The 26,443-nt window shown below is 71.2% G+C and carries 25 protein-coding genes; 9 read left to right on the top strand and 16 right to left on the bottom strand.

Features of this window, described 5'->3' with window-relative positions:
• Window positions 1-547 precede the first annotated feature (547 nt).
• The 7 genes from ACGF4C_RS23175 to ACGF4C_RS23145 form a co-directional block, all read right to left on the bottom strand.
• Window positions 548-1,240: a TetR/AcrR family transcriptional regulator gene (locus ACGF4C_RS23175; RefSeq protein ID WP_393568713.1), complete on the bottom strand. Its 693-nt coding sequence runs from the start codon at window positions 1,238-1,240 to the stop codon at window positions 548-550.
• Entirely contained in the window at window positions 1,228-1,998 is a 771-nt protein-coding gene (locus tag ACGF4C_RS23170; protein WP_393568712.1) for an enoyl-CoA hydratase family protein, read from the bottom strand. Before ACGF4C_RS23170 ends, ACGF4C_RS23175 begins: the two co-directional genes overlap by 13 nt.
• 160 nt (window positions 1,999-2,158) lie before the next feature.
• The gene (locus tag ACGF4C_RS23165; protein WP_393568711.1) at window positions 2,159-3,349 is read right to left on the bottom strand and encodes an acyl-CoA dehydrogenase family protein; all 1,191 of its coding nucleotides are present in this window, start codon (window positions 3,347-3,349) and stop codon (window positions 2,159-2,161) included.
• A complete protein-coding gene (locus ACGF4C_RS23160; protein ID WP_393568710.1) occupies window positions 3,346-5,241 on the bottom strand; it encodes an acetyl/propionyl/methylcrotonyl-CoA carboxylase subunit alpha in 1,896 nt (631 codons plus the stop codon). Before ACGF4C_RS23160 ends, ACGF4C_RS23165 begins: the two co-directional genes overlap by 4 nt.
• Window positions 5,242-5,249: 8 nt before the next feature.
• The gene (locus ACGF4C_RS23155; protein WP_393568709.1) at window positions 5,250-6,848 is read right to left on the bottom strand and encodes an acyl-CoA carboxylase subunit beta; all 1,599 of its coding nucleotides are present in this window, start codon (window positions 6,846-6,848) and stop codon (window positions 5,250-5,252) included.
• Complete coding sequence (locus tag ACGF4C_RS23150; protein WP_393568708.1) at window positions 6,845-8,545, bottom strand: acyclic terpene utilization AtuA family protein; 1,701 nt, start codon at window positions 8,543-8,545, stop codon at window positions 6,845-6,847. The genes ACGF4C_RS23155 and ACGF4C_RS23150 overlap by 4 nt, the downstream gene beginning before the upstream one ends.
• Window positions 8,542-9,363 carry a TIGR03084 family metal-binding protein gene (locus ACGF4C_RS23145; RefSeq protein WP_393568707.1) on the bottom strand — a complete coding sequence of 274 codons (822 nt, stop codon included), beginning with the start codon at window positions 9,361-9,363 and terminating at the stop codon, window positions 8,542-8,544. The genes ACGF4C_RS23150 and ACGF4C_RS23145 overlap by 4 nt, the downstream gene beginning before the upstream one ends.
• 179 nt (window positions 9,364-9,542) lie before the next feature.
• Here ACGF4C_RS23145 and ACGF4C_RS23140 point away from each other — a divergent pair, with 179 nt between their 5' ends.
• The gene (locus ACGF4C_RS23140; RefSeq protein ID WP_393568706.1) at window positions 9,543-9,998 is read left to right on the top strand and encodes a GNAT family N-acetyltransferase; all 456 of its coding nucleotides are present in this window, start codon (window positions 9,543-9,545) and stop codon (window positions 9,996-9,998) included.
• Between the two features lie 208 nt (window positions 9,999-10,206).
• On the opposite strand, the gene ACGF4C_RS23135 is transcribed toward ACGF4C_RS23140, so the two are convergent.
• Window positions 10,207-11,085, bottom strand: coding sequence for a DMT family transporter (locus tag ACGF4C_RS23135; protein WP_393568725.1), 879 nt, complete (start codon window positions 11,083-11,085; stop codon window positions 10,207-10,209).
• Window positions 11,086-11,307: 222 nt separating this feature from the next.
• Between ACGF4C_RS23135 and ACGF4C_RS23130 the strand changes: the two genes are divergently transcribed.
• Window positions 11,308-12,195, top strand: coding sequence for a LysR family transcriptional regulator (locus ACGF4C_RS23130; protein ID WP_393568705.1), 888 nt, complete (start codon window positions 11,308-11,310; stop codon window positions 12,193-12,195).
• A gap of 56 nt (window positions 12,196-12,251) precedes the next feature.
• Here the strand turns inward: ACGF4C_RS23130 and ACGF4C_RS23125 are convergent, their stop codons facing one another.
• Together ACGF4C_RS23125 and ACGF4C_RS23120 are read right to left on the bottom strand one after the other, a co-directional pair.
• On the bottom strand, window positions 12,252-12,467 hold the full coding sequence (locus ACGF4C_RS23125) for a DUF397 domain-containing protein (RefSeq protein WP_393568704.1): 216 nt from the start codon (window positions 12,465-12,467) through the stop codon (window positions 12,252-12,254).
• Window positions 12,451-13,290 (bottom strand): Scr1 family TA system antitoxin-like transcriptional regulator, encoded by an 840-nt coding sequence (locus ACGF4C_RS23120; RefSeq protein ID WP_393568703.1) that lies wholly within the window; start codon window positions 13,288-13,290, stop codon window positions 12,451-12,453. Before ACGF4C_RS23120 ends, ACGF4C_RS23125 begins: the two co-directional genes overlap by 17 nt.
• A 129-nt stretch (window positions 13,291-13,419) precedes the next feature.
• Here ACGF4C_RS23120 and ACGF4C_RS23115 point away from each other — a divergent pair, with 129 nt between their 5' ends.
• Together ACGF4C_RS23115 and ACGF4C_RS23110 are read left to right on the top strand one after the other, a co-directional pair.
• Complete coding sequence (locus tag ACGF4C_RS23115; protein ID WP_393568702.1) at window positions 13,420-13,596, top strand: hypothetical protein; 177 nt, start codon at window positions 13,420-13,422, stop codon at window positions 13,594-13,596.
• Complete coding sequence (locus tag ACGF4C_RS23110; RefSeq protein ID WP_393568701.1) at window positions 13,593-13,883, top strand: hypothetical protein; 291 nt, start codon at window positions 13,593-13,595, stop codon at window positions 13,881-13,883. The genes ACGF4C_RS23115 and ACGF4C_RS23110 overlap by 4 nt, the downstream gene beginning before the upstream one ends.
• A 155-nt stretch (window positions 13,884-14,038) precedes the next feature.
• Here the strand turns inward: ACGF4C_RS23110 and ACGF4C_RS23105 are convergent, their stop codons facing one another.
• The 3 genes from ACGF4C_RS23105 to ACGF4C_RS23095 form a co-directional block, all read right to left on the bottom strand.
• Window positions 14,039-14,230, bottom strand: coding sequence for a hypothetical protein (locus ACGF4C_RS23105; RefSeq protein WP_030415705.1), 192 nt, complete (start codon window positions 14,228-14,230; stop codon window positions 14,039-14,041).
• Between the two features lie 99 nt (window positions 14,231-14,329).
• Window positions 14,330-16,798, bottom strand: a complete 2,469-nt coding sequence (locus ACGF4C_RS23100) for an HAD-IC family P-type ATPase (RefSeq protein ID WP_393568724.1) — start codon at window positions 16,796-16,798, stop codon at window positions 14,330-14,332.
• Window positions 16,799-17,255: 457 nt separating this feature from the next.
• Window positions 17,256-17,534 (bottom strand): DUF2530 domain-containing protein, encoded by a 279-nt coding sequence (locus ACGF4C_RS23095; RefSeq protein ID WP_393568700.1) that lies wholly within the window; start codon window positions 17,532-17,534, stop codon window positions 17,256-17,258.
• 250 nt (window positions 17,535-17,784) lie between these two features.
• Between ACGF4C_RS23095 and ACGF4C_RS23090 the strand changes: the two genes are divergently transcribed.
• Entirely contained in the window at window positions 17,785-19,254 is a 1,470-nt protein-coding gene (locus tag ACGF4C_RS23090) for an NCS2 family permease (RefSeq protein WP_393568699.1), read from the top strand.
• A gap of 308 nt (window positions 19,255-19,562) precedes the next feature.
• On the opposite strand, the gene ACGF4C_RS23085 is transcribed toward ACGF4C_RS23090, so the two are convergent.
• Entirely contained in the window at window positions 19,563-19,754 is a 192-nt protein-coding gene (locus ACGF4C_RS23085; RefSeq protein WP_362148423.1) for a hypothetical protein, read from the bottom strand.
• A gap of 130 nt (window positions 19,755-19,884) precedes the next feature.
• Between ACGF4C_RS23085 and ACGF4C_RS23080 the strand changes: the two genes are divergently transcribed.
• Together ACGF4C_RS23080 and ACGF4C_RS23075 are read left to right on the top strand one after the other, a co-directional pair.
• Window positions 19,885-20,349 carry a MarR family winged helix-turn-helix transcriptional regulator gene (locus ACGF4C_RS23080; RefSeq protein WP_030415710.1) on the top strand — a complete coding sequence of 155 codons (465 nt, stop codon included), beginning with the start codon at window positions 19,885-19,887 and terminating at the stop codon, window positions 20,347-20,349.
• 502 nt (window positions 20,350-20,851) lie between these two features.
• Window positions 20,852-22,186 carry an MFS transporter gene (locus ACGF4C_RS23075; RefSeq protein ID WP_393568698.1) on the top strand — a complete coding sequence of 445 codons (1,335 nt, stop codon included), beginning with the start codon at window positions 20,852-20,854 and terminating at the stop codon, window positions 22,184-22,186.
• 359 nt (window positions 22,187-22,545) lie between these two features.
• On the opposite strand, the gene ACGF4C_RS23070 is transcribed toward ACGF4C_RS23075, so the two are convergent.
• Complete coding sequence (locus ACGF4C_RS23070; RefSeq protein WP_393568697.1) at window positions 22,546-23,364, bottom strand: type III effector protein; 819 nt, start codon at window positions 23,362-23,364, stop codon at window positions 22,546-22,548.
• A gap of 212 nt (window positions 23,365-23,576) precedes the next feature.
• On the opposite strand from ACGF4C_RS23070, the gene ACGF4C_RS23065 reads away from it, so the two are divergent.
• Together ACGF4C_RS23065 and thpR are read left to right on the top strand one after the other, a co-directional pair.
• On the top strand, window positions 23,577-24,011 hold the full coding sequence (locus tag ACGF4C_RS23065) for an Hsp20/alpha crystallin family protein (protein ID WP_393568696.1): 435 nt from the start codon (window positions 23,577-23,579) through the stop codon (window positions 24,009-24,011).
• Window positions 24,012-24,139: 128 nt separating this feature from the next.
• A complete protein-coding gene (gene thpR, locus ACGF4C_RS23060; protein WP_030415714.1) occupies window positions 24,140-24,706 on the top strand; it encodes an RNA 2',3'-cyclic phosphodiesterase in 567 nt (188 codons plus the stop codon).
• A gap of 296 nt (window positions 24,707-25,002) precedes the next feature.
• Here the strand turns inward: thpR and ACGF4C_RS23055 are convergent, their stop codons facing one another.
• Window positions 25,003-26,001, bottom strand: coding sequence for an aldo/keto reductase (locus ACGF4C_RS23055; protein ID WP_393568695.1), 999 nt, complete (start codon window positions 25,999-26,001; stop codon window positions 25,003-25,005).
• Between the last annotated feature and the right edge of the window lie 442 nt (window positions 26,002-26,443).

Genomic DNA, 26,443 nt, shown 5'->3' with positions numbered 1-26,443 from the left:
GGGTGCGGTGACGGACCTCCGGGGCCGGTTGTGTGGACTGCTGACGCTTTACGTCCACACAACCGGCCCCTCCGGCCCGTCCCCTCCCGTTGGGGGAGGGGAATGCGGTGGCTGGGGGCAAGCGTTGGGGCTGCAAGGGGTCCTTGGGACCCGTAGGGGACGGTCGAACAGATCCCGTAGGGGTCGCGAGCGCCCCTTGCATGCCTTAACTCAACGGTAGGGGGACATATTCCCGCTCCCCCCACAACACGAGGTACACCCAGGACGACGACGCCCACCCCCACCGGCCTCACACCACCCACCCACGGGAGGGGCTGGACCGGAGGACGAAGTCTGGAGGGCCGGCACCGCACCCGACAAACAAACGCCCGCCGCCAGGCGCAACGGCGAGCAAGCCCCGCAGCGGGAGAGACGGGTACGTACGCAGCACCGCAAAGCGCAGCGGAACCGCGAGCAACAGCCGCGGCGCCGCAGACAGCTACGTGCGGGGCGCCGCAAAGCGCAACGGCGAGCAAGCCCCGCGGCGGAACAGCCAGCTACGTGGGAATCAATCCGAACGGTTCAGCTCCGCGTCGATGATCTTTGACCACTGTTCCACCACCCGCTCCCGGCGGGCCGAGTCGTCGGTCAGGAGGTTCGCGAGGCCCAGGCCGCGGGCCATGTCGAGCAGGCCCTGCACCGTTTCGCGGACGCCGGGGGCCGACTCGTCCGCGTCGAGCAGGGCCACCGCCGTACGGTGGGCCTCCCGGCCCACGCGGGCCTCCAGGGCGGTGACGCGCTCGCGGAGCTGCTCCTCGTCGGATGCGGCCACCCACAGGTGCAGGGCCGCCCGGAACAGCGGTCCCGTGTAGAGGCCGACGAGTTCCTCGACGATGATCCAGGTACGGGCGATCGAGCCGGCCGGCGGCAGGTTGTGCGCCACCGCCTTCAGAGCGCCCTGCCGCTTCTCCGCGACGTGCTCGACGGCCGCGGTGAAGAGGTCCTCGCGGGTGCGGAAGTGGTGCTGGGCGGCGCCCCGGGAGACGCCCGCGCGCTCGGCGACCACGGACACCGTGCTGCCGCTCCAGCCGCGCTCGGCGAGGCAGGAGATCGCGGCCTCCAGCAGCTTGCGGCGGGTGGCGCGGCTGCGCTCCTGCTGCGGTTCCTTGCCGGTCTGTGGTCGGCCGCCCGCCTGCGGCCGGCCATCGGTTCGCGGCCCCTTGCCCGTCCGGCCGTCCCGGGCCGGGGTCAGCGCGCCCATGCCGGGGCCCGTCGCTCCAGGAAGGCCGTCATGCCCTCGCGGGCCTCAGCGGAGCCGAAGAGGCGTGCGGACTCCTCCGCCAGCGCGTCGGTATCGCGGTCGAAGGTGGCCAGGACCTCCGCCGTGACCAGCTTCTTCGAGGCCGCGAGACCCTGGGGGGAGCCCTTGCGCAGGCCGTCCAGTACGGGGGCCAGGCCGGTGTCGACGTCGTCGGCGGCGAGCGTGACCAGCCCGATCCGGGCCGCCTCCGCCGGGCCGAACTTCTCGCCCGTCAGGTAGTAGCGGCCCGCGGCCCGGGCGTCGATGCGGGGCAGCAGCGGCAGTGAGATGACGGCCGGGGCGAGCCCGAGCCGGGCCTCGGTGAAGGCGAAGGTGGCCGCCGGGCCCGCCACCGCGATGTCGCACGCGCCGAGCAGCCCGAGGCCGCCGGCGCGGACGTGGCCGGTGACCCGGGCGACGACGGGCCGCGGCAGGGCCACGATCGCGCGCAGCAGCCGGGCGAGCTCCAGCGGCCCGTCCTTCGCCGCGCCCGACGTGGCCTCGGACAGGTCCGCGCCGGCGCAGAACGTCGTGCCCGTATGGGTCAGCACGACCGCCCGGGCCTCGTCGTCGGCCGCGGCGTCCGCGAGCGCCTGGTGCAGTTCGGCCACCAGCCGGGCGGAGAGCGCGTTGCGGTTGTGCGGCGAGTCCAGCGTGAGGGTGGTGATGCCGCGCTCGTGGGAGCGCGTCACCAGCGGTGTCACGGGTGCGTCGGTCATCGGACGGTCGAACTCCTTTCCCAGGCGGGCGCGTTGACGCCGCGGGGCGGGGGTCTTGGGGATCTTTCCGGGGATTGTGGGGGCTGGGGGGCTGTGCGGTGGGGCGGGGGCAGTGGGGCGGGCGGCTGCCGTCCGCCCCACCGGACGGGATCATCGCCGCTCAGTACGACTTGGGCAGCCCCAGGGTCTGGTGCGAGACGAAATTGAGGATCATCTCGCGGCTGACCGGTGCGATCCGGGCGACCCGGGCGGCGGTGATCAGGGAGGCCAGGCCGTACTCCTGGGTGAGGCCGTTGCCGCCGAGGGTGTGCACGGCCTGGTCGACGGCCCGCACGCAGGCCTCTCCCGCCGCGTATTTGGCCATGTTCGCGGCCTCGCCGGCGGCAAGGTCGTCCCCGGCGTCGTAGAGATGAGCGGCCTTCTGCATCATCAGCCGGGCCAGTTCCAGTTCGATGTGGGCCTGGGCGAGCGGGTGGGCGACGGCCTGGTGGGCGCCGATCGGTTCCTTCCACACCTGGCGGGTGCGGGCGTAGTCGACGGCCCGGTCGAGGGCGTAGCGGCCCATGCCGAGGGCGAACGCGGCGGTCATGATGCGTTCGGGGTTGAGCCCCGCGAACAGCTGGAGGAGCCCCGCGTCCTCTCCCCCACTGCCGAAGGCGTGGGAGGGGCCCCCACCCACAAGGGCGTCGGCCGGAAGGCGTACGTCGTCCAGGGTCAGCTCGAACTGCTTCTCCGCGGCGGCCAGTTCCATCGGGATGTGGCTGCGGCCGAAGCCGGGGGTCTCGCGCTCCACGATGAACAGGCAGGGCTTGAGGCGGCCGCTGCGCGCGTCCTGTGTACGGCCGACGATCAGGGTGGCGTCCGCGATGTCCACGCCGGAGATGAACACCTTGCGGCCGTTGAGTATCCAGTCCCCGCCGTCCTTGCGGGCGGTGGTGGTGATCCGGTGGGAGTTGGAGCCCGCGTCGGGCTCGGTGATGCCGAACGCCATGGTCCGGGAGCCGTCGGCCAGACCCGGCAGCCAGGCCCGCTTCTGCTCCTCGGTGCCGAAGCGGGCGATCACGGTGCCGCAGATGGCGGGCGAGACCACCATCATGAGGAGCGGGGAGCCGGCCGCCCCCAACTCCTCCAGGACGATGGAGAGTTCGGCGATGCCGCCGCCTCCGCCGCCGTACTCCTCCGGGAGGTTCACGCCGAGGTAGCCGAGCTTGGCCGCCTCGGTCCACAGCTCGTCGAGGTGGCCGCCGGCGCCGACGACGCGGGTCACGTAGGCGCGGCCGTACCGCTTGCCGAGGGCCGCGACGGCGGCGCGCAGGGCCTGGTGCTCTTCGGTTTCGAGGACGGTGCTCATGCGGGCGTTCCCTCCTGTACGACGTCTGCGGGGTCCGCGACGTCCACGACGGCGAGCAGCGCGCCGACCTCGACCTGACGGCCGACGGCGGCGTGCAGGGCGGTGAGCGTTCCGGCGGCGGGAGACGAGATGCGGTGTTCCATCTTCATGGCCTCCAGCCAGATCAGGGGCTGCCCGGCGGTGACCGCGGCGCCTTCGGTGAGCCCTTCGGCGACGCGGACGACGGTGCCGGGCATGGGCGCGAGCAGGGAGCCGGGGGCGCGCTGCTCGCTGGGGTCGGTGAAGCGGGGCAGGGCGGTGAGGGCGACGTCGTTGACGTGGACGCGGTCGCCGTAGGTGTGGACGCTGAACTTCCTTTGCACACCGTCGACTTCGAGGACGACACGGGTCGGTGTGGCGTGCACGACCCGCGCTCCGTCGGCTTCCAGTCCGTCGCGGGTGTGCCGGTAGTGGACCTCGTGCTCGGTGCCGTGCGGCTCGGAGCGGTAGCGCTTGTGCTGGGGCTGCGAGGGGACGTTGTGGAACCCGCCGAAGCGGGACGCCCCGGCGGCCCCGGCCAAGGCGGCGGCGAGCGGCGCGTACGGGTCCTCGTCGGGGGTGGTGAGTTCGGCGAGGTGCCGGTCGTAGAAACCGGTGTCCATGCGGGCGTCGGTGAACCGGGGGTGGCGCAGGGACCGTATGAGCAGGTCGCGGTTGGTGACCGGGCCGTGCACCTCGGCCCGTTCCAGCGCTCCGGCGAGTGCGCGGACGGCGGCGGCGCGGGTGGGCGCGTACGCGACGACCTTGGCGAGCATCGCGTCGTAGTGCACGCCGATGGTGTCGCCGTCGGTGTATCCGGTGTCGAGGCGGACGGAATCCGGTACGGCGAGTCGGTGCAGGGTGCCGGTCTGCGGCGCGAAGCCGGCGGCCGGGTCCTCGGCGTAGAGGCGGGCCTCGACGGCGTGCCCGCGCGGTGTCGGGGGCGAGGCGTCCAGGGCCTCGCCCTCGGCGATCCGCAGCTGCCACGCGACGAGGTCGAGGCCGAACACCGCCTCGGTGACGGGGTGCTCGACCTGGAGGCGGGTGTTCATCTCCAGGAAGTGGGCGGTGGCTCCTCCGGTGCCGTCGGTGACGAGGAACTCGACGGTCCCCGCACCGACGTACGCGGTGGCCCGCACGGCGCGCTCGGCCAACTCGTGGAGTTCCTTGACGAGTTCGGGGGCGAGGCCCGGTGCCGGCGCCTCTTCGATCACCTTCTGGTGGCGGCGCTGCAGGGAGCAGTCGCGCGTACCGAGCAGCCACACCGCGCCGTGCGCATCGGCGAGCACCTGTACCTCGACGTGCCGCCCGCCCTCGACGTACGGCTCGACGAACACCTCACCGTCCCCGAACGCGGACCGCGCCTCGGCCCGGGCCGCCGCCAACTCGTCCTCCAGGGCGGCCAGTTCGCGGACGACCCGCATGCCGCGCCCGCCCCCGCCCGCGGCGGCCTTCACCAGCACCGGCAGGTCGGACGCGGTCACCTCCCCCAGCGGCGCGATGCCCATCAGCTCCTTGGCGCGGGTCTTGGACGCCATCGCCTCGATCGCCTCGGGCGGCGGCCCGATCCACACCAGCCCGGCGTCGGTGACGGCCCGCGCGAAGTCGGCGTTCTCGGACAGGAACCCGTAGCCGGGGTGGACGGCGTCGGCGCCCGCGTCCAGGGCGGCCTTCACGACGAGGTCGGCGCGGAGGTAGGTCTCGGCGGGGGTGGCCCCCGGCAGTCGTACGGCGAGGTCGGCCGCGCGGACGTGCAGGGCGTCCGCGTCCGGGTCCGAGTGCACGGCGACAGTACGTATGCCCAGGTCACGGCAGGTACGGAAGACACGGCAGGCGATCTCGCCGCGGTTGGCGACGAGGAGCGAACGGATCACGGGGAACCTCACATCCGGAAGACGCCGAAGCCGCCGCGGGCGCCCTCGTACGGTGCGGTGTGGATCGCGGACAGGCAGATGCCGAGGACGGTGCGGGTGTCGCGCGGGTCGATGACACCGTCGTCGTAGAGCCGGCCGGACAGGAACATCGGCAGCGACTCCGCCTCGATCTGCTGCTCGACCATGGCGCGCAGCGCGGCGTCGGCCTCCTCGTCGTAGGCCTGTCCCTTCGCGGCGGCGGACTGCCGCGCGACGATCGAGAGGACGCCGGCGAGCTGCTGCGGGCCCATGACGGCGGACTTGGCGCTGGGCCAGGCGAAGAGGAAACGGGGGTCGTAGGCGCGGCCGCACATGCCGTAGTGGCCGGCGCCGTAGGAGGCGCCCATGAGGACGGAGAGGTGGGGGACGCGACTGTTGCTGACCGCGTTGATCATCATCGAGCCGTGCTTGATGATGCCGCCCTGCTCGTACTCCTTGCCGACCATGTAGCCGGTGGTGTTGTGGAGGAAGAGCAGCGGGATGTCGCGCTGGTTGGCGAGCTGGATGAACTGGGCGGCCTTCTGGGACTCCGCGCTGAAGAGCACCCCCTGGGCGTTGGCGAGGATGCCGACGGGGTAGCCGTGCAGCGCCGCCCACCCGGTGACGAGGCTGCTCCCGTACAGCGGCTTGAACTCGTCGAAGTCGGAGGCGTCGACGAGGCGGGCGATGACCTCGCGCGGGTCGAAGGGCACCTTCAGGTCGTCGGACACGATGCCGAGGAGCTCGTCGGGGTCGTACTTGGGTGGCTCGGCGAGCGGTGGATCGCCGTACGCCTTGCGGTGGTTGAGGCGTGCGACGACGCGCCGCGCCTGCCGGATCGCGTCCTGCTCGTCGACGGCGAAGTAGTCGGCGAGGCCGGACGTGCGGGCGTGCATCCCGGCGCCGCCGAGGGACTCGTCGTCGCTCTCCTCGCCGGTGGCCATCTTCACCAGCGGCGGTCCGCCGAGGAAGACCTTGGCCTTCTCCTTCACCATGATCACGTGATCGGACATGCCGGGGATGTACGCGCCGCCGGCGGTGGAGTTGCCGAAGACGACGGCGACGGTGGGGATCCCGGCGGCGGACAGCCGGGTGAGGTCGCGGAAGATGCCACCGCCCGGGATGAAGATCTCCTTCTGCGACGGCAGGTCGGCGCCGCCGGACTCGACCAGCGAGAGGCACGGCAGCCGGTTGGCGAACGCGATCTCGTTCGCCCGCAGCGCCTTCTTCAGCGACCACGGATTGCTGGCGCCGCCGCGTACGGTCGGGTCGTTGGCGGTGATCAGGCACTCGACGCCCTCGACGACCCCGATGCCGGTGACGAGCGAGGCACCGACGGCGTAATCGCTGCCCCAGGCGGCGAGCGGGGAGAGCTCCAGGAACGGGGTGTCGGGGTCGAGCAGCAGCTCGATGCGCTCCCGGGCGAGCAACTTGCCGCGTTTCCGGTGACGTTGGACGTACTTCTCGCCCCCGCCCGCGAGCGCCTTGGCGTGTTCCGCCTCGACCTCGGCGAGTTTGCCGAGCATCGCGGTCCGCCGCTCGGCGTAGCCGGGGCCGGCGGTGTCGAGCGCGGTTCCCAGTACGGTCACAACAGCTCCTCGGGTATGTCCAGGTGCCGGGCGCGCAACCACTCCCCCAGGGCCTTGGCCTGCGGGTCGAACCGGGCCTGGGCCGCGGCGCCCTCGCCGAGCAGCCCGTCGACGGTGAAGTTGAGGGCCCGCAGCCGCGGCAGGACGTGGCGTGCGACGGGCAGTTCGGCGGTCTCGGGCAGGAGGCGGCGGAAGCGGTCGACGGTGAGGGTGTGGGCGAGCCAGCGCCAGGCCGCGTCGGTCCGAACCCAGACCCCGACGTTCGCCGCGCCGCCCTTGTCGCCGCTGCGGGCCCCGGCGACCAGCCCGAGCGGCGCCCGCCGGGTGGCGGTGACCGGCAGCGGGGCGGGCAGCGGCGGTTCGGGCACCGGTACCGGCGCTGCCCACTCCTCGACCGGCGGGACCGCGACCCGCTCCCCGTCCGGGAGGACGGCCACCTGCCGCACCTCCGCCTGGGGCACCGCCGCCGCCTCGAAGACCCCGTAGGGGGCGCCCTTGCCGGGCGGCGCGGTCAGCTGGAAACCGGGGTAACTGGCCAGCGCCAGCTCGACCGCGGCGCCGCTGACCACCCGCCCGACCGCCTCCTGGTCGGCGTCCCGCACCACCAGCCGCAGCAGCGCACCGGCCTCCTCCTGGACGTCGGCGTCGGCCCGGTCCGTACGGGCCAGCGTCCAGCGCACCTGCGCCGGCCGCCGGCCCGCCGCGTCGAAGGCCGCCGTCATCTGCGTCCGCACCAGCTCGGCCTTGGCCTCGATGTCCAGCCCGGTCAGCACGAAGGTGACCTCGTTGCGCCAGCCGCCGAGCCGGGTCAGGCCCACCTTGAGGTCCGGCGGCGGCGCCTCGCCGCGCACCCCCTCGATCCGCACCCGGTCCGGGCCGTCCTGGGTGAGCCGTACGGTGTCCAGCCGCGTGGTGACGTCCGGCCCCGGGTAGCGCGCACCGGCCGTCTCGTACAGCAGTTGGGCGGTGACCGTCCCGGTGTCGACCACCCCGCCGGTCCCCGGATGCTTGGTGATCACCGCGGAGCCGTCCGCGGCGATCTCCGCGAGCGGGAAACCGGGCCGCCGCACGTCATGCGCCGCGAAGAAGGAGTAGTTGCCGCCGGTCGCCTGCGCCCCGCACTCCAGCACATGCCCGGCCGCCACCGCCCCTGCCAGCCGGTCGAAGTCCGTCCGCGGCCAGCCGAAGTGCGCCGCGGCGGCCCCGCTGACCAGCGCGGCGTCCGTGACCCGTCCGGTGATCACCACATCGGCCCCGGCCCGCAGACAGGCCGCGATGCCCTCACCCCCCAGATAGGCGTTGGCGGTGAGCACCCCGGCGCCCCAGGACCTGTGGGCCAGCAGATCGTCGCCCTCCACATGCGCCACCCGCACCGGCACACCGGCCTTGACCGCCACCTCCCGTACGGCATCCGCGAGTCCGGCCGGATTGAGCCCACCGGCGTTGGTGACGATCCGCACGCCCCGCTCGACGGCGAGCCCGAGGGACGCCTCCAGCTGCCGCAGGAAGGTCCTGGCATAGCCGCGGGACGGGTCCTTCAGCCGGTCCCGCCCCAGGATCAGCATGGTGAGCTCGGCGAGGTAGTCGCCGGTCAGGACGTCGAGCGGCCCCCCGGTCAGCATCTCCTCGAACGCACCGAACCGGTCGCCGTAGAAACCGGAGGCGTTGCCTATCCGCAGCGGCCCGCCCCCGCTCACGCGGTGGCTCCCCCGGCCCCGGGCGCCCGGCCCTTCCCCGGCGGGCCGGCGAACGCCTGGGCGATCCCCAGCCAGCGCTCCGCCTCCGCCCCCTCCGCGCGCACCGACGGCAGATCGTCGCGGTGCGCCCGCTGGGTCACCAGCAGGCAGAACTCCAGCGCGTCCGCGGTCACCCGCTGCCCGGCCCCGGCCGGCCCGTACGCCCAGACCGTACCGTCCGGCGCCCGCAGCTCGACCCTGAACTCCTCGGCTGGCGGGGTGAGTTGGTGCGCGGCGTAGGAGAAGTCCCGGGCGCGGACGCCGATCCGGGCGACGTGCCGCAGCCGTGCGGTGGGCAGCCGGGTGACGCCCAGCGCATCGGCGACGTCCTGCCCGTGCGCCCAGGTCTCCATCAGCCGTCCGGTCGCCATCGACAGGGCACTCATCGGCGGCCCGAACCACGGCAGCTTCTCCCCCGCCGGCCGCTCGGCCAGCACCCGCAGCAGCTGCTCACGGCCGGCCCGCCAGTCCGCGAGCAGCTCCGCGGGCGGCACCGCGGCCCCCGCCCCGGCGGCCTCGTCGACGAAGGTCAGCGGCGAGGCGAGCGCCTCCCGCGCGGCCCGCACAAACCCCTCCGGGTCGGTCGCCGACCGCAGCGCCTGCCGGTCCGTCCAGGCCAGATGCGCGATCTGATGGGCGATCGTCCACCCCTCGGCGGGCGTCGCCTCCGCCCACCGCCCGGCCGGCAACCCGGCCACGAGTGCGTCCAGCTCCTCACTCTCGACCTGGAGGTCCGCCAGGAGATCCGCCAAGACGGCACCGGGGTCACGGTCGGACACGGGGGCACTCCCCTCGTCGGCCCCAACTACGTTCACCGCAGGGGGCGTTGACTCATCGGGTGATGACTGGACGACGTGCGGTCCGAGCGTGCCAGCGCACCGGGAAACAATCAAGCACGCCTGCATGATTTCGGCCCACGTAACACCCACTCGCGGCCTGCGCCCCTATACTCGCGCGGGTGCAGCCCTCCTTCACGATCAGGCGCGCCACCACAGCGGACGCGGCCCGCCTCACCGCCCTGGTCCGATCGTCCGGCGCCTACCGGGGCACGTACGCCCCGATCATCGCCGGCTACCGCGTCACCGCCGATTACCTCGCCCGGCACGAGGTGTTCCTGGCCGCCGACCCCGCCGACCGGCTGCTGGGCTTCTACGCCCTCGTACCGGACCCGCCGGAACTGGACCTGGCATTCGTCGCCGACGAGGCACAGGGCCGGGGCATCGGCCGACGCCTGCTGGCACACATGCTCGGGCGCGCCGCGCAGGCCCGGCTGCCCGAGGTACGGGTGGTCTCCCACCCCCCTGCCGAGGAGTTCTACCTGCGCCTCGGCGCCCAGCGGGTGGGCACGGTCCCCCCGTCACCGCCGAAGATCACCTGGGAACGCCCGGAACTGCGGTTCGCGGTACCGCGCTGAGACCACGCCCGCAGCCGGCGCGACCTCGACCTGGCCGCCGCCTGGAGGGCCTGGCGCGCGACCGCACCGACCCACCGCCGGCGGGCGACGGCACCGACGACCCGCACGGAACGTGACGAGCGGCCGGCGGGCGAGGGCACCGCGAACCGCGCGGAACGGAAGGGACCGCGCCACACCGGACGCGGCCCCGGCGCAGAAGCCGGCCGGTTCACCGCGCCGACGACCGCACCGCCCCCACACTCGCCACGACCACCAACCCGATCGCGACGATCTCCGGCCACCCCAGCGCCTGGCTCAGCACCAGGAACCCGGCGGTGGCCGCGGCGGCCGGCTCCAGGCTCATCATCACCGCGAAACCCGACGCCGGAAGCTTGCGCAGGGCCAGCAGCTCCAGCGTGTACGGCAGCACGGACGACATCAGCGCCACCGCGGCCCCCAGCCCCAACGTGACCGGGTCCAGCAACGCACCGCCCGCACTGAACACCCCGAGCGGCAGGCTGAGCAGCGCAGCCACGGTCATCGCGAGCGCCAGCCCGTCCGCCTGCGGGAAGCGCTGCCCCGTACGGGCGGAGAGCAGGATGTACGCGGCCCAGAGCCCGCCGGCGGCCAGCGCGAACCCCGCGCCGGCCAGGTTCAGCCCGTCGAACCCCTCCCGGCCCAGCAGCGCCACCCCGCCGAACGCCAGCGCCGCCCACACCAGACTGAGCAGCCGCCGCGACGTGGCCACCGAAAGGATCAGCGGCCCGAGGAACTCCAGCGTGACCGCCGCCCCCAGCGGTATCCGGTCGATCGCCTGGTAGAAGAGCGAGTTCATCCCCGCCAGCGCCACCCCGAACGCGAGCACCGTCCCCCAGTCGCCCCGCGAATAACCGCGCACCTTGGGACGGCAGGCGATCAGCAGCACCAACGAGGCGACGACCAGCCGCAGCGTGACGACCCCGAGCGCCCCGGCCCGCGGAAAGAGCAGCACCGCCACCGACGAACCGAACTGCAGCGACACGATGCCGCCGATCACCAGCGCCACCGACCCGATCCGCCCGCGCGCCCCGGCGGCGCCGGCACCCGCGGCCCCGGCCTCCGCCGTCAGCACCTCGGGCGAGGCCGGCACCGGCCGGAGAATGTCCGGGCCGGGCGCGCCCGGCCCGTGACCGTGACCGTGCGCGCCACCCCCACCCTGCGCGTGATCGTGGATGGAGGCGGCGGAAATACGTCCCTCAGGACCCTCGGACGAAGCGTTCACATCCCCACGCTAAGGCCCGCCCATCCGCTCCGTGAAATGCCGCTCTTCCTCTTGTTATGCTCCGCGCGCATGAGCATCGAGCTGCGTCATTTCCGCTGCTTCCTCGCCATCGCGGACACCCTGAGCATCACCCGCGCCGCCGAACGCCTGCACCTGACCCAGCCGGCCGTCTCCCGGACGCTCCGCCAGCTCGAACAGGAACTGGGCCGCCGGCTCGTCGACCGCTCCACCCACCACCTCGCCCTCACCCCCGACGGCGCCTCCTTCCGCGACCAGGCGGCCATCGCCGTCACCGCCTTCGACCGCGCCCTGCGCCTCGGCCGGCACACCGCCTGGCCCCTCCGCGTGGGCCACGCCTGGTCCGCCGCCGGCACGGACACCACCGCCCTGCTCCGCCGCTGGCACCAGGTCCACCCCGACACCCCGCTCGAACTCCTCCGCATCGACGACCGCACGGCCGGCCTCACCCGCGGCGACGTGGACGCGGCCATCCTCCGCGGCGAGGTCCACACCCCCGGCCTGCTCACCGCCCAGCTCACCACCGAACCCCGCGTCGCCGGCCTCCCCGCCGACGACCCGCTGGCCCACCGCCCCGCCCTCTCCCTCAGCGACCTCGCCACCCGCACCATCGCCCTCAACACCGTCTCCGGCACCACCACCCTCGACCTGTGGCCCGCCACGGCGCGCCCCACCTCCACCCTCCCCATCGCCAACCAGGACGACTGGTTCGCCGCCCTCACCGCCGGCCGCGCCGTGGGCGTCACCACCACCGCCACCGCCGACATGTACCCCCACCCCTCCATCGCCTACATCCCCCTCACCGACGCCCCACCCGTCCCCGTCCTCCTCGCCTGGCGCGACGCCCCCGGCCACCCCCGCATCCCGGACCTCATCCAGCTCGCGCGGGAGGTGATGGGGGAACCTGAGGAGCCCGAGGAGGGGGACACGGGGGCGTGAGACGGGGCCGACGGCCGGGGAACCACACCATCGCCGAACGTCTCGCGTGGGGAGACTCAGGCCCGGAACTCACCGCGCTTGACGGCCGCGATGAACGCCGACCAGCCATCCGCAGGGAAGAACAGCGCCGGCCCCTGCGGGGCCTTGCTGTCGCGCACGGGGACGAGACCGGGGTAGCCGTCGGCAACCTCGATGCACTCAGCCCCTTCGCCGTTGCTGTGACTGGACTTACGCCAGCCGCTCAGAGCAGACGCGTCAGGAATTGTGTTCATCTCCGTACTCTCTCAGGTAGCTTCGAATCAGGTCGAGACTTCGGCTTTCCGACAGAGCCTTGGAACGGGCAACGTCAAACCTCTGCGTGAGCTCGATAACCCTCTCCGGTGACTCTACGGACTCGCCCGAAGCAAAGCTTTCTACATATCCGAAGGTTGACCCGTTCTGCACGGTGTACAGACTCAAACTGCCGCCGAGCAAGGGATGTTCCCCCTCCGAGAAGGGGAGCACCTGAACCGAGATGCGGGGCGAATCAGCCGCATCCAGTACATGATGAAGCTGACCTCTCATACACACTGCACCCCCGATTGGGCGCTTTAAGGCCGCTTCATCCATGATTGCCCAGTAAAATGGCGCTTGGGCTCTGCTGAATACGCGCTTTCGGTGCATTCGCGCTGCGACCCGTTCCTTTATCCGTTCCTGGGATTCACCGGGAAGCGAAGCGCGCATCAGGGCATGCGCATACTCCTCCGTCTGCAGGAGTCCAGGAACCAGACTGCTTCCGAACACCTGGATGCGGGCCGCCTTCGCCTCACCCGCTACGACCACCCGCCCATAGTCCGGAATCGACGCATCCTGCGCCAGCGAGAGCAACTCGACAAAGAGTCCGGCCGTCGCAAAATGCGTGTCCAGATCCTCCGCGAGCGCCTCGGAGGGAAGCTGTTCCCCACGCTCGACCCGGCTGATGTACGTGTGCGGATAGCCGACCTTGTCGGCCAGGCCCCGCTGGGAGAGGTCCGCAGCCTCCCGCAGGCGTCGTAGGCGCCGTCCCAGCACCGTACGCGGAGTGGGCCTGCAGTCGTCCTCATTGTTCAGCTCCATTGCACGAACACACCTTCAACTTGCTGTCCACTAGGGGACTTTGGTGACACGCCCAGCGTGCACCGAGCGTGCTCGATCGGCAATGCTGAGTGACGAAAACCCCCGCGGTCGCGGCAACGACCCGGGGGCATGGTCACCAATCCTGTGGAGGTCGACGACGTGTATCACGCTACCGCGAAGCTGTTCGGTCCACTGCTGAGGCGACTGTTCCCGCCCTCGGGACGCCGTAGGGCCGACGCCGTCGCACCCCTGCCCCCGCCCCTCGTCGCGTACGAGCAGCAATACGGGCTGGAGGCGGTGGCATGAGCGAGCGATCTGCGGGCCCGGCGCGGCTGTTGCCGTGGACCAGTCCGAACGGGAACCCCTGCTACCTCGTCGGTGACGGCACCGGCTTCGTGTCCCGTTTGGCCGACGACGTCGAGAGCGTCCAGTTGGGCATGGCGGACGACATCCTCGAGTACGCCGAGAACATGCTCGCCGACCGTACGACCAGTGCGCAGCAAGTGCGTTTCCTCGCCCGTGGGTTGGCCGATGCCCTGCGGGCTGTCCGGCGGATCGCGGACAGCCGTGAAGAACGGCCGGCCGCCGACTAGTACCGGGCGGTCGTCCTGCTCGTCGTTGTCGCCGACGGGGGTGGGTGGCGGGCTGCGCCGACCGCAGCCGCCGCCTCCAAGCGGGATGCACCCCGCCAGGCCGTACGACTGCGCGACCTGATGTGCGCCGGTCGGCCCCCGCAGCCGGGCGCCCGTCAGTCCGAGCTGAACTTCTTCACCAGCGCCCAGATCACGACGATGACGCCGATGCCCAGGATCAGCCACTCCCACCAGTCGATGACGCCGTCGCCGCCGCCTCCGTAGGTGCCGGTGTGGTGGTAGTGGTGGGAATGGTGGGAGCCACGTGCCAGTAGCTCGTACGTGAGGTCCCCCGTAATCGGCTTCATGGGGCGGAGGTTAGGGGGAGGGCAACGGGGGCGCCACGGTGGCACGGGTTCTGTGACCGGGATGAGATACGGGGCGGCGGTGGGCGAACCCGTAGGGGCTCAGGCCGGGAAACGGTGGGCGATCCGGCGCCAGGTGAGTTCCAGGAGGGCCGAGGCCACGAGGGCGATACCGACGGCCGCCCACGGCATCGTCGTGCCGACCAGGCGGAGGTCGAAGAAGGCCTGGAGCCAGGGCGTGGCGAGGACGACGAGGAATGCCACGCCCATGGTGAGGACGAGGACGACCCGCCACCAGGTGTAGGGGCGGGCGATGATCGCCAGGACCCACAGGGCCGTGAGGAAGAGGGTCAGGGTCGCGGCGCTGGTTTCGGCGGCGAGGGCGCCGGGGCCGGTGTAGTAGGCACGCGCCAGGAGGTAGGTGGCGAAGGCGGCCAGACCGGTGATGAGGCCGGAGGGGACCGCGTAGCGCATGACCCGGCGGACGAAGTGCGGCCGGGCGCGTTCCTTGTTGGGGGCGAGGGCCAGGAAGAAGGCCGGCACGCCGATCGTCAACGTGGAGAGCAGGGTGAGGTGGCGGGGCAGGTACGGATAGGGGATCTGACAGCAGGCCACCAGGATCGCGAGCAGGACCGAGTAGACGGTCTTGGTGAGGAAGAGGGTCGCGACGCGGGTGATGTTGCCGATGACCCGGCGGCCCTCGGCGACCACCGAAGGGAGGGTCGCGAAACTGTTGTTGAGCAGGACGATCTGGGCCACCGCGCGGGTGGCCTCGGAACCGGAACCCATGGAGACGCCGATGTCGGCGTCCTTGAGGGCGAGCACGTCGTTCACGCCGTCGCCGGTCATCGCGACGGCATGGCCGCGGGACTGCAGAGCGCCGACCATGTCGCGCTTCTGCCGCGGGGTGACCCGGCCGAAGACCGTACCCTCGTCGAGCGCGGCCCCCAACGCATCCCGCCCGGCGGGGAGTTGGGGAAGTTCGCGGGCGTCCACAGGAGCGTCGGCGCCCGGCAGCCCGAGTTTGCCGGCGACCGCGCCGACCGAGACCGCGTTGTCGCCGGAGATGACCTTGGCGTCGACCCGCTGCTCGGCGAAGTAGCGCAGGGTGTCGGGCGCGTCGGCACGCAGCCGCTGCTCCAGAACGACCAGAGCGGCGGGCCGGACGCCCCGGGCGACCTCGGGGTCGTCGAGCTCACGAGTGGCGCGGGCGAGGAGGAGAACGCGGAGCCCCTGGGCGTTGAGTTCGTCGGCCTCGGTAAGCGTGGGGTCCCCCGTCGGCAGGAGGACATCGGGAGCGCCCAGCAACCAGGTGCTGGATTCGCCGTACGGCTCGCTGAAGGACGCGCCGCTGTATTTCCGCGCGGAGGAAAACGGGAGCGACCGGGTACACCGCCAGGACCCGTCCGCGGGATAGGCATCGATGACCGCCTGGAGGGAGGCGTTGGGGCGGGGGTCGGCGCTACCTAGGGCACCGAGGACCTGACGGATGTACTCGACGGGGCCCTGCCCTACGTAGGACCCGTCGATGTCATCGATGTCATCAACGACATCGACAACACCCGTGCCGACACCCATGCCGACATCCGTGCCGACATCCGTGCCGACATCCGTGCCGACATCCGTGCCGACATCGGTGCCATTGAGGATGCGCAGGTCACAGACGTCCATGCCGCCCTCGGTGAGCGTGCCGGTCTTGTCCAGGCAGACCACGTCGACCCGGGCCAGGCCCTCGATGGCGGGGAGTTCCTGGACGAGGCACTGCTTGCGGCCGAGTCGGATGACACCGATGGCGAAGGCAACGGACGTGAGCAGCACCAGCCCCTCAGGGATCATCGGGACGATACCGGCGACCATCCGGCGGATCGCGGCGTCGCCGGGCAACCCGAGGGTGAGCAGATGACTGAGGATCAGGCCGAGCGCGGTCGGGACCATCATCCACGTCACGTACTTGAGGATCCGACTGATGCCGGAGCGAAGTTCGGAGTGGACCAGGGTGAAGCGGCTGGCCTCCTCCGCGAGCTGGGCGGCGTACGCCTGGCGGCCGACCCTGGTCGCGGTGAAGGCGCCGCCACCGGCCACGACGAAGCTGCCGGACATCACCGGGTCCCCGGGCTTCTTCACGACCGGGTCGGCCTCACCGGTGAGCAGCGATTCGTCGATCTCCAGCCCGTCGGTCTCCACCACCTCACCGTCGACCACGACCTTGTCACCGGGACCGAGCTCGATGACGTCGTCGAGGACGACCTCGGCGGTGGGGACACGGGATGCGGTGCCGCCCCGGCGGACGGTCGGCTGCGCCTCACCGATCACCGCCAGCTTGTCGAGCGTCCTCTTGGCGCGCAGTTCCTGGACGATGCCGATGCCGGTGTTGGCGACGATCACGAAGCCGAACAGTCCGTCCTGGATCGGTCCGACGACGAGAATGATCGCGAAGAGCACGCCGATGATCGCGTTGAACCGCGTGAAGATATTGGCGCGGACAATCTCAACGGCCGAACGCGAGGACCGCACGGGAACGTCATTGACCTCCCCCCGGGCAACGCGCTCGGCAACTTCGGCGGGGGTCAGACCAGGGGCCGGCTCGGCCGATTCAGCCGCTCCAGCCGGCTCGACTGGTTCGGCCGGCTCGGCCGGCTCGGCTGGCTCGGCTGGCCCGGCCGGTTTCAAGTCCGCCGGCTCGCGGTCGGCGGGTTCTCGCTTGACCGGCTCGCGGTCGGGGAGTTCTCGCTTGGCCGGCTCGCGGTCATCCCGCTCCCGCTCGCCCCGTTCCCGCCCGCCCGGTTCGCCATCGCCCGGCTCACCGTCGGTCGGTTTCCGGCCAGCCCGTTCACCGCTGCCGCTCGGTACGGGGTGCTCGGCTCCGGTTCGGGCCCGCTCCGTCATGCCCTCGACGTTACGGGCGAAATGCCGGAATTACCCGTCGACCGGACACCTGACGGAAGGGAGGAAGAGGGCAGCGGAAAAGCGGGAAGGCGCAAGAGGAACAGGAAGAGGAAGAGAAAAGGAGGAAAGGCGCTTCAGACGATCAGTGCGCGTCCGTCGTGGTCGCCGCCCGCTTGGCCGCGGCATCGCGCTTGATGGCGGCGTCCCGCTTCCGGACGTACCAGATGCCCAGCAGGCCGAGCCCGCCGCCGGCCAGACACGTCCACACCCACCACGCGTGGCCGCGGTCGGCGAGCCAGCCATAGAAGGGGAGCTGGCCGAGGAAGAGCACGAACCAGATGATGGTGCCGCCGGTGATCGTGCCGACGACGGGGCCCTCGAGAGGCGCCGGAGCCTCGCGCAGTTCGGACTTCTTCCACATGGTGCTCAGCTTACGGGGGCCGGCCGGACGGCCTTCCACCAGAGCTGCCGTTGAGTACGCCCCTTGCCCACCAAGGGTCTACGCGCGGAGATAGCGATCACCGCATTGTTTATTCATACTGAACCTTTCTGGATCTGACCGTTTTGAATCGTCGATTCATCCAATCCGATCCGGATAGTGATGTTCCTGTACGTGTTCCCGGGCCCTCGGGCCCCTGCGCCTGCCCAGGCCCGTCCGACTGAGGTCCCGCATGTCCCCCTCGGCCACCACGCCGGTCGACACCCTTGAGAACCCGGCCCCGCAGCCCCCGAAGAACGGTTTCGACCGGTTCTTCAAGATCTCCGAGCGGGGGTCCACGGTCGGCCGTGAACTCCGCGGTGGGCTCGCCACGTTCTTCGCGATGGCCTACATCATCGTGCTGAACCCGATCATCCTTGGCTCCGGAGTCGACAAGTTCGGCCACCATCTCGACAACGGCCAGCTGGTCACCGCCACCGCCCTGATGGCCGGCCTGAGCACCGTCCTGATGGGCGTGATGGGCAACGTCCCGATCGCCATCGCCGCCGGCCTCGGCATCAACGCCGTGGTCTCCCTCCAGCTCGCCCCCAAGATGAGCTGGCCGGACGCGATGGGCATGGTGGTGCTCGCCGGCCTGGTGCTGATGATCCTGGTCGCCTCCGGCCTGCGTCAGCGAGTGATGGACGCGATCCCCAACGGCCTGCGGCGCGCCATCGCGATCGGCATCGGCCTGTTCATCTCGCTGATCGGCCTGGTGGACTCCGGCTTCGTCAGCCGCAACCCGGACGCCGCGCACACCACCGTCCCGATGGGACTGGGCCAGGGCGGTCAGCTCAAGGGCTGGCCGGTGCTGGTCTTCGTCATCGGCCTGGCCCTGATGTTCGTGCTGGTCGTACGGAAGACCAAGGGCGCGATCCTGATCGGGATGGTGACCATGGCCGTCGTCGCGATCATCGTCAACGCCGTCACCAACACCCCGGACGCCGCCTGGGGTCTGGCGGTCCCGAACGTCCCGGACAAGATCATCGGCGCCCCGGACTTCGGCCTGATCGGCCACATCAGCCTCTTCGGCGGCTTCAAGGAAGTCGGCGTACTCACCGGCTGCCTGTTCGTCTTCACCGTGCTGCTCTCCGGCTTCTTCGACGCGATGGGCACCATCATCGGCGTCGGCGAGGAGGCCGGACTGACCGACGAGAACGGCAACCTGCCGGGCATGGGCCGGATCCTGATGGTCGACGGCATCGCGGTCGCCGGTGGCGGCTTCGGCTCCGCCTCCGCCAACACCTGCTTCGTGGAGTCCACGGCCGGCGTCGGCGAGGGGGCCCGGACCGGGCTGGCGAACCTGATGACCGGTGGCCTCTTCCTGCTGGCACTGATCTTCACGCCGCTGGCGACGGTGGTGCCCTCGCAGGCCGCCACCCCCGCGCTCCTCGTCGTCGGCTTCCTGATCATGGCCGCCAACGTGCGGGACATCGACTGGGGCGACTTCACCGTCGGCATCCCCGCGTTCCTGACGATCATCTCGATGCCGTTCACGTACAGCATCACCAACGGCATCGGCATCGGCGTGCTCGCCTTCATCCTGCTGCGCACGGCCACCGGGCGCTTCAAGCAGATCCCGTGGCTGCTGGACGTCGTCGGCCTCTGCTTCCTGGTGTACTTCCTGCTGCACCCGATCGAGCTGGCGCTCGGCGTCAAGTAGCCGGCCGACGCTGCCTCCCCCCGCCCCGCCTGCCCCCTTCCTCTACGGCAACGAACGCGGAGAGTTATTAGTTCCACGGAGAGTAACCGACTCTCGCCTGAGGGTGGCGGAGAGTGAAGGGTTTGGGTAGCCGTTCCGGTTCCCATTCCGAGGGGGCGGCCACTCCAGGCGCTCGGGCAAGGGGGCGGCTACTCCAGGCGCTCGGGCAGTGGCCGCCGGGACCGTCAGGCGACCGTTCCTCACGCACCAAATGGCCGCCGGGACCGTCAGGCGACCGTTCCTCACGCACCAAATGGCCGCCGGGACCGTCAGGTGACCGTTCCCCATACGCCGAGGCGTTCGGTCTCGTCGACCGAGGATTTGAAGCGTTCGTCGAAGTCTTCGCGGATGAGCGTCCGGACGACATAGTCCTGGACGCTCATTCCGCGTTTTGTGGCGTGCTGCCGAATGCGCTCCAGCAGCTCCCCGTCCACGCGCAGGCTGAGCACTTGCGATCCCATACGGACACGGTCCCGCCCCTGAGCGGTCAGGTGTGTCACTTTCCGCCGCGTCCTCACTCATATGGGTGATCCGCGACGAGCGGCGCCGCCTCGCTTTCCTTAGAGAGGGTAATGAGTTATGCTAAAGACCATGCCGGAACTGTCCCACTCCCAGCCGGAAGGCGGGGAGGGCTCCCCAGAGGACGCGGCCGCGGTCAATGCTCTGCGGTCCGCCGTGATGCGCCTGTCCCGCCGTCTGAAGCACCAGCGGGTGGACGAGTCGCTGACGCCCACCGAGATGTCGGTGCTCGGGATGCTGGCCCGGTGCGGTCACGCCACCCCCGGCGAGCTGGCTCGCAAGGAGCATGTGCAGCCGCCGTCGATGACCCGCATCGTGGCCATGCTGGAGGCCAAGGGACTGGTCCGGCTGGAGCCCCACCCCGACGACCGCCGCCAGAAGGTCGTCACCCAGACCGAAGAGGCCGAGGCGATGCTGGAGGAGAGCCGCCGCCGGCGCAACGCCTGGCTCGCCGAGCTGACCTCCGGGCTGGACGAGGACGAGTGGGCCAAGCTCCGGGCCGCCGCGCCCGTACTGGAGAAGCTGGCACAGCTGTAGAGAACACGAGGCCGAGGAGGCGAACCCACTTTGAGTACGGGATCCGGAGCACACTCCGCCCCCGCACCGAACTCCTACGACGACACCGTTCACGACGACACGGTTCAAGGCCATCCCGGTTCACGGTCACACCGTTGACGACGACGCGGTCCACGGTCACACCTCGCTTCATGGCGACGCGGTCCACGGTCACACTCCGCTTCATGGCGACCCGGTTCATGGCCGCACGGTTCGCGATGGCACGGTTCACGACGGCACGGTTCACGGTCACACCGTCCACGGCCACACGGTTCACGGTGGCGCGGCCACGCCCACCGAGGTCGACGCGTCCCCCGACGACGCGGCCACACGTGAGGCGGCCAGGGTCGACGCGGCCGGGGCCGACACCGCCAGGGCCACCTCGGGCATCCGGGCTCGCGGCGGGCCGCCCATTGCTGACCACTCTGTCTCGGGCGCCGCCGGCCCTGCTGGTGCTCGTACTGATGCTCGTACTGCCGCTGGTGTGCGGATAGCCAACGGCCCCGCTGCCGCACCGCGTAAGGGCACGTTCAGCTCGCTCCGGATCCGCAACTACCGCCTTTTCGCCACCGGGCAGATGGTGTCCAACACCGGTACCTGGATGCAGCGCATCGCCCAGGACTGGCTGGTGCTCAGCCTCACCGGTTCCTCCGCCGCGGTCGGTATCACCACCGCGCTGCAGTTCCTGCCGATGCTGCTGTTCGGCCTCTACGGCGGGGTGATCGCCGACCGCTTCGCCAAGCGCAAGTTGCTGCTGCTCACCCAGTCCGCAATGGGCTTCACCGGGCTCGCCCTCGCCGCGCTCACGCTCACCGGACACGTCCAGGTGTGGCACGTCTACCTGGTCGCCTTCCTGCTCGGCCTGGTCACGGTCGTCGACAACCCGGCCCGTCAGGCGTTCGTCTCCGAGATGGTCGGCCAGGACGAGCTGCGTAACGCCGTCAGCCTCAACTCCGCCAACTTCCAGTCCGCGCGCCTGATCGGCCCGGCCGTCGCCGGTGTCCTGATCACCGCCTTCGGCAGCGGCTGGGCCTTCCTCCTCAACGGTCTGTCCTTCGTGGCGCCGGTCGCCGGTCTGCTGATGATGCGGACCGCCGAACTCCACAAGGTCGACCGCGTTCCGCGCAGCAAGGGCCAGCTGCGCGAGGGCCTGCGCTATGTGTCCGGCCGCCCGGATTTGGTCTGGCCCATCGTCCTGGTCGGGTTCATCGGCACCTTCGGCTTCAACTTCCCGATCTGGCTGACCGCGTTCGTCTACCACGTCTTCCACCAGGGCGCCGGTACGTACGCCCTGTTCAACGGCCTGATGGCGGCCGGCTCGCTGATCGGCGCGCTGCTCTCGGCCCGCCGGGGCAGCTCGCGGCTGCGGCTGCTGGTGGGCGCGGCGCTGCTCTTCGGCCTCCTGGAGGTCGCCGCCGCGCTCGCGCCGTCCTTCTGGGTCTTCGCGGCGCTGCTCGCCCCGATAGGCATGGTCGGCCTGACGATCAATGTCACCGCCAACTCCAGTGTCCAGATGGCCACCGATCCGCTGATGCGGGGCCGTGTCATGAGCCTGTTCATGATGGTCTTCATGGGCGGCACCCCGCTGGGCGCCCCGATCGTCGGCTGGGTCACCGACGCCTTCGGCCCCCGGATCGGCTTCCTGGCCGGCGGCCTGATCTCCATGGCGGCCGCGGCCCTCATCGGCCTGATCCTCGCCCGGGTCGGCGGCCTCCGCCTCAAGATCGACCTACGTCCCGGCCACCCACACGTCAGGTTCGTCCCCCGGGCCCCCGACAGCACGCGGTCCGAGGAGCAGGAACTGGCTCCGGTGGCGTAGGGGCGGCGTAGGGGCGGTGTAGAGGGCGGCGAAGACGACGGTGCAGCGGGCGGCGTCGTAGCGGGCGGGGGCGTACGGGGGCTCGGCCGGGTTGCCGAGTCGCTGAGCAGCCGGGTTGCCGAGCAGACCGGGCCGGTCGGGCGGTCAGCTCGGCGACGGCCCGGGGGGCTTGCGGCTTCCCCGGCGTGGACGTCGGCGTGCGCTGCGCGCTGGAGGGTGAGGAGCTCGCCGGTGGCGTCCGCGTCTTTTATCGGGGCCGCACTACGGGCCGTCCATGTTGGCCGCCATGACGTGGCCTCTCCGGCTCGATCTCTCCGACTTGGCCTCTCCGGCTTGCCCCCGACCTGGTCTCCCTGCCCTCAGGGCGTGGTGCGGCGTTGGTCGTCGCTGTTTTGGCGGAGGCGGTCGGTGTGGCGGGTGAGGTCGTCGATGCGGGCGGCGAGTTGGGGGTGGCGGTGCTGGAGGTGGGGGCGGGTGGCGGTGAGCGGGGCCACGAGCTGGGCGGCGTCATCGTCGCCCAGGGCCTGGCCGAGCTCTTCGAGGGGCGTGCGGGCCGCGGTGGGCAGGTCGGTCAGGGCGGTGATCTGGCCGGCGAGGCGGCGCAGGTCGGCGGCGTGGTGGCGGGCCCACGTGGTGACGCTGCGGTCGGCGGCGCGGCGGTCGCGGGTGGCCTTGACGCGTTGTTCGCCGGTGGTGCCGGCGGCGCCGGGGCGCAGCCGTAGATAGCGGCGTTCGGCGGCCTGGCGGCTGGCCACCCCCAGCGGTCCGGCCAGGTCGGCCCAGCTGGCGCCGGCCTCCCGGGCGGTCTCGATCAGACCCGTCTCCCACGTCGCGAGCTGCTCACGCACCTCCCGCAACAACAGCAGCGAGGCCAGCGCCTGCTCGACACGGCTGCCCTCCACGGCCGACGATGCGTCCCCCGACGCCGACGTAGGGGCAGACCCGCCGACCGGACCTCCGGAGGGCGCGGCGACCGGACCGGCGTTGCGTACGTCGGTTGGTGCGTCGGCCGGACCGCCGGTGGATGCAGCAGCCGGGCCGGCGGTGGGTGCGTCAGCCGAAATGTGGATCTCCTGCGTACGGGCGTCGCGCAGGGCCTCGTCGATCGTGCGGAGGGCAGCCGTGGCGGCGAGGAGGGACGCGGGTGCGGCGCTCTGGGGGTGTTCGTCTGCGGGCACGGGCCTCTCCTTCGCGACACGTCGACGTCGGGACGTGCGACACCAAGACGTCCATACCTACCTCAAGAGAGGGCCTCAAGGTGCCGGGTCCACCAGATGTCAACTCACCGATGACGTTCCACTTGTCATCCATCCGATGACAATGTACAACAGAAGACAGGTGAAGCGCATTGGCAGGCATCAGAGCCTGATCCCCCTGGAGGTGTTTCCCGATGTTGATGCGCACCGACCCGTTCCGTGAGCTCGACCGTCTCACCCAGCAGCTGCTGGGCACGTCCGGCACCTGGTCGCGGCCGTCCACGATGCCGATGGACGCCTACCGCGAGGGCGACGAGTATGTGATCGCTCTCGACCTGCCGGGTGTCTCGCCGGACGCGATCGACATCGACGTCGAGCGGAACATGCTGACGGTCAAGGCCGAGCGCCGGCCGGTCACCAAGGCCGGCGATGTGCAGATGGAGCTCTCCGAGCGTCCGCTGGGTGTCTTTTCCCGGCAGTTGATGCTGGCCGACACCCTGGACACCGAGCGCATCCAGGCCGACTACGACGCGGGTGTGCTGACCCTGCGGATCCCGATCGCGGAGCGCGCCAAGCCCCGCAAGATCACTATCGGCGGGGACGCGTCCCGCAGGGAGATCAGCGGCTGAGCCCTGGCCGGACCCTTCCCGGATCCGGCCGGGAGCCTTCCCGGGCACCGGCCGGTCCCCTTCCGGGACGCGGCCAGGAGCCTTCCGGGACCCGGCCGGACGGCGCCCGGCTGCGCCACACTGACCGCATGAGACTCTTCGCCGCCGTCCTGCCGCCCGCCGCCGTGCTCGACGAGCTCGCCGCCGAGGTGGCGCTGCTGAAGAAGCTTCCCGCGGCTGAGCGTTTGCGCTGGAGCGCGCGGGACGGCTGGCACTTCACCCTCGCCTTCTACGGCGAGGTGCCCGACGACACCACGCCCGAGCTGCAGGAACGGCTGGCCCGGGCGGCCCACCGCCGGGATCCGTACGAGCTGCGGATCGCCGGCGGTGGCCGTTTCGCGGACCGAGTGGTGTGGGCCGGCGCGGACGGCGACCGGCCGGCCATGCGCAAGCTGGCCGACTCGGCGGCGGCCGCAGGCCGGCGGGCGGGCCTCGACGTGGACGAGCACCGCCCCTACACCCCGCACCTCACCCTCGCCCGGAACCGCGTCGGCCACCTGAAGCTCGCCCCTTACGCGGCCGCCCTGAAGGAATTCAGCGGCCGCTCCTGGACGGTAGGGACACTCTCACTGATGCGCAGCCATCCGCCGGCCCCCGGCACGGCCGGAGCGCAGTCCCACTACGAAGAGATCGCCTCCTGGCCGCTGGGCGAGTGAGGCGGGCGGACGGTCCGGCCCGGTGAAATGCTCGGGTCCACCCCGGTTACGCTCAGAGGGTGGACCCGAAAACCCGTAACCGCGTCATGTCCGGCCTGCTCGCCGTGCTGCTCATCGTCGTGATCGTGGCGGCAGCCCTGCGCTGAGTCCCACCCGACCGCGGCGTACGCGACGTATGCGGCGCATGCGGCCTACGGTTCGCGGATCAGGAGCGCGGGTCAGGATGCGCCGGCCAGGAGATGCGGGTCAGGATGCGCTGAGGACGTCCGCAGCGCGATTCGCGAACGAACCGGAGTTCACCAGGCGAACGCCTCCGGGGACGGTCCGGGGCCCGGGAAGATCTCGTCCAGCGAGGCGAGCAGCTCGTCCGGCAGCTCCAGTTCGACGGCACGCAGCGCGGAGGCGAGCTGGGCGGAGGTGCGCGGGCCGACGATCGGGCCCGTGACACCGGGCCGGGTCAGCAGCCAGGCCAGGGCGACCTCGCCGGGCTCCAGTCCGTACTTGTCGAGCAGGTCCTCGTAGGCCTGGATCTTCGCGCGGATCGTGGCGTCGGCGAGCGAATCGGCCGAGCGGCCGGAGACCGACCGGGCGCCGCCGCCCTCGCGTTCCTTGCGGAGCGCGCCGCCCAGCAGCCCGCCGTGCAGCGGGGACCAGGGGATGACGCCCAGGCCGTAGCCCTGCGCGGCCGGGATGACCTCCATCTCGGCGCGCCGCTCGTAGAGGTTGTAGAGGCACTGTTCGCTGACGAGCCCGTAGGAACCGCGGCGCGCGGCCGTCTCGTTGGCGCGGGCGATGTGCCAGCCGGCGTGGTTGGAGGAGCCGGCATAGAGGATCTTGCCCTGCTGGACGAGGACGTCGATGGCCTGCCAGATCTCGTCCCAGGGCGTGTCCCGGTCGACGTGGTGGAACTGGTAGACGTCGATGTACTCGGTGCCCAGCCGCTTGAGACTGGCGTCCACCGCGCGCCGTATGTTGACGGCGGAAAGCTTGTCGTGGTTGGGCCAGGCCGCATCGCCGTCCGGCGCCATGTTCCCGTAGACCTTGGTGGCCAGTACGGTCTTGTCGCGCCGGCCGCCACCCTTGGCGAACCACGAGCCGATGATTTCCTCGGTGCGGCCCTTGTTGTCGCCCCAGCCGTAGACGTTGGCGGTGTCGAAGAAATTGACGCCCGCGTGGAGCGCCGCGTCCATGATCGTGTGGCTGTCGGCCTCGTCCGTCTGCGGGCCGAAGTTCATCGTCCCGAGGACGAGTCGGCTGACCTTGAGTCCGGTGCGTCCGAGCTGCGTGTACTTCATGGCCATTCAGCCAAGCGGTTCAAGTGCGCTCTAAGCAAGGGGCGTTGCGGTTTGCGGTGCCGCCCACGTAGCTGGCTGTCCCGCCGCGGTGGTTTCTCGCCGTTGCGCTTTGCGGCGCCGCGTACGTACCCGTCTCTCGCGCCGCGGGTGTTGGTCGCCGTTGCGCCTGCGGCGGGCTGGGTTTGTGGTGGGTGCGGTGACGGACCTCCGGGGCCGGTGTTTGGGACTGCTGTCGCTTTACGTCCCAAACACCGGCCCCTCCGGCCCGTCCCCTCCCGTTGGGGGAGGGGAATGCGGTGGGTGGGGGTGGACGTTGGGGATGCAAGGGGTCTTGGGGACCCGTAGGGGACGGTCGAACAGAACCCGTAAGGGTCGCGAGCGCCCCTTGCAGGCCTCAACCCAACGGGTAGGGAAGGTATTCCCGGCACCCACGCCCACCCCC

It is taken from the genome of Streptomyces sp. NPDC048197 (assembly GCF_043202395.1).
Classification (GTDB): Bacteria; Actinomycetota; Actinomycetes; order Streptomycetales; family Streptomycetaceae; genus Streptomyces; species Streptomyces siderophoricus.
Note: the sequence above shows the minus strand (reverse complement) of the source record. Positions and strands in the feature narration are given on the sequence as shown.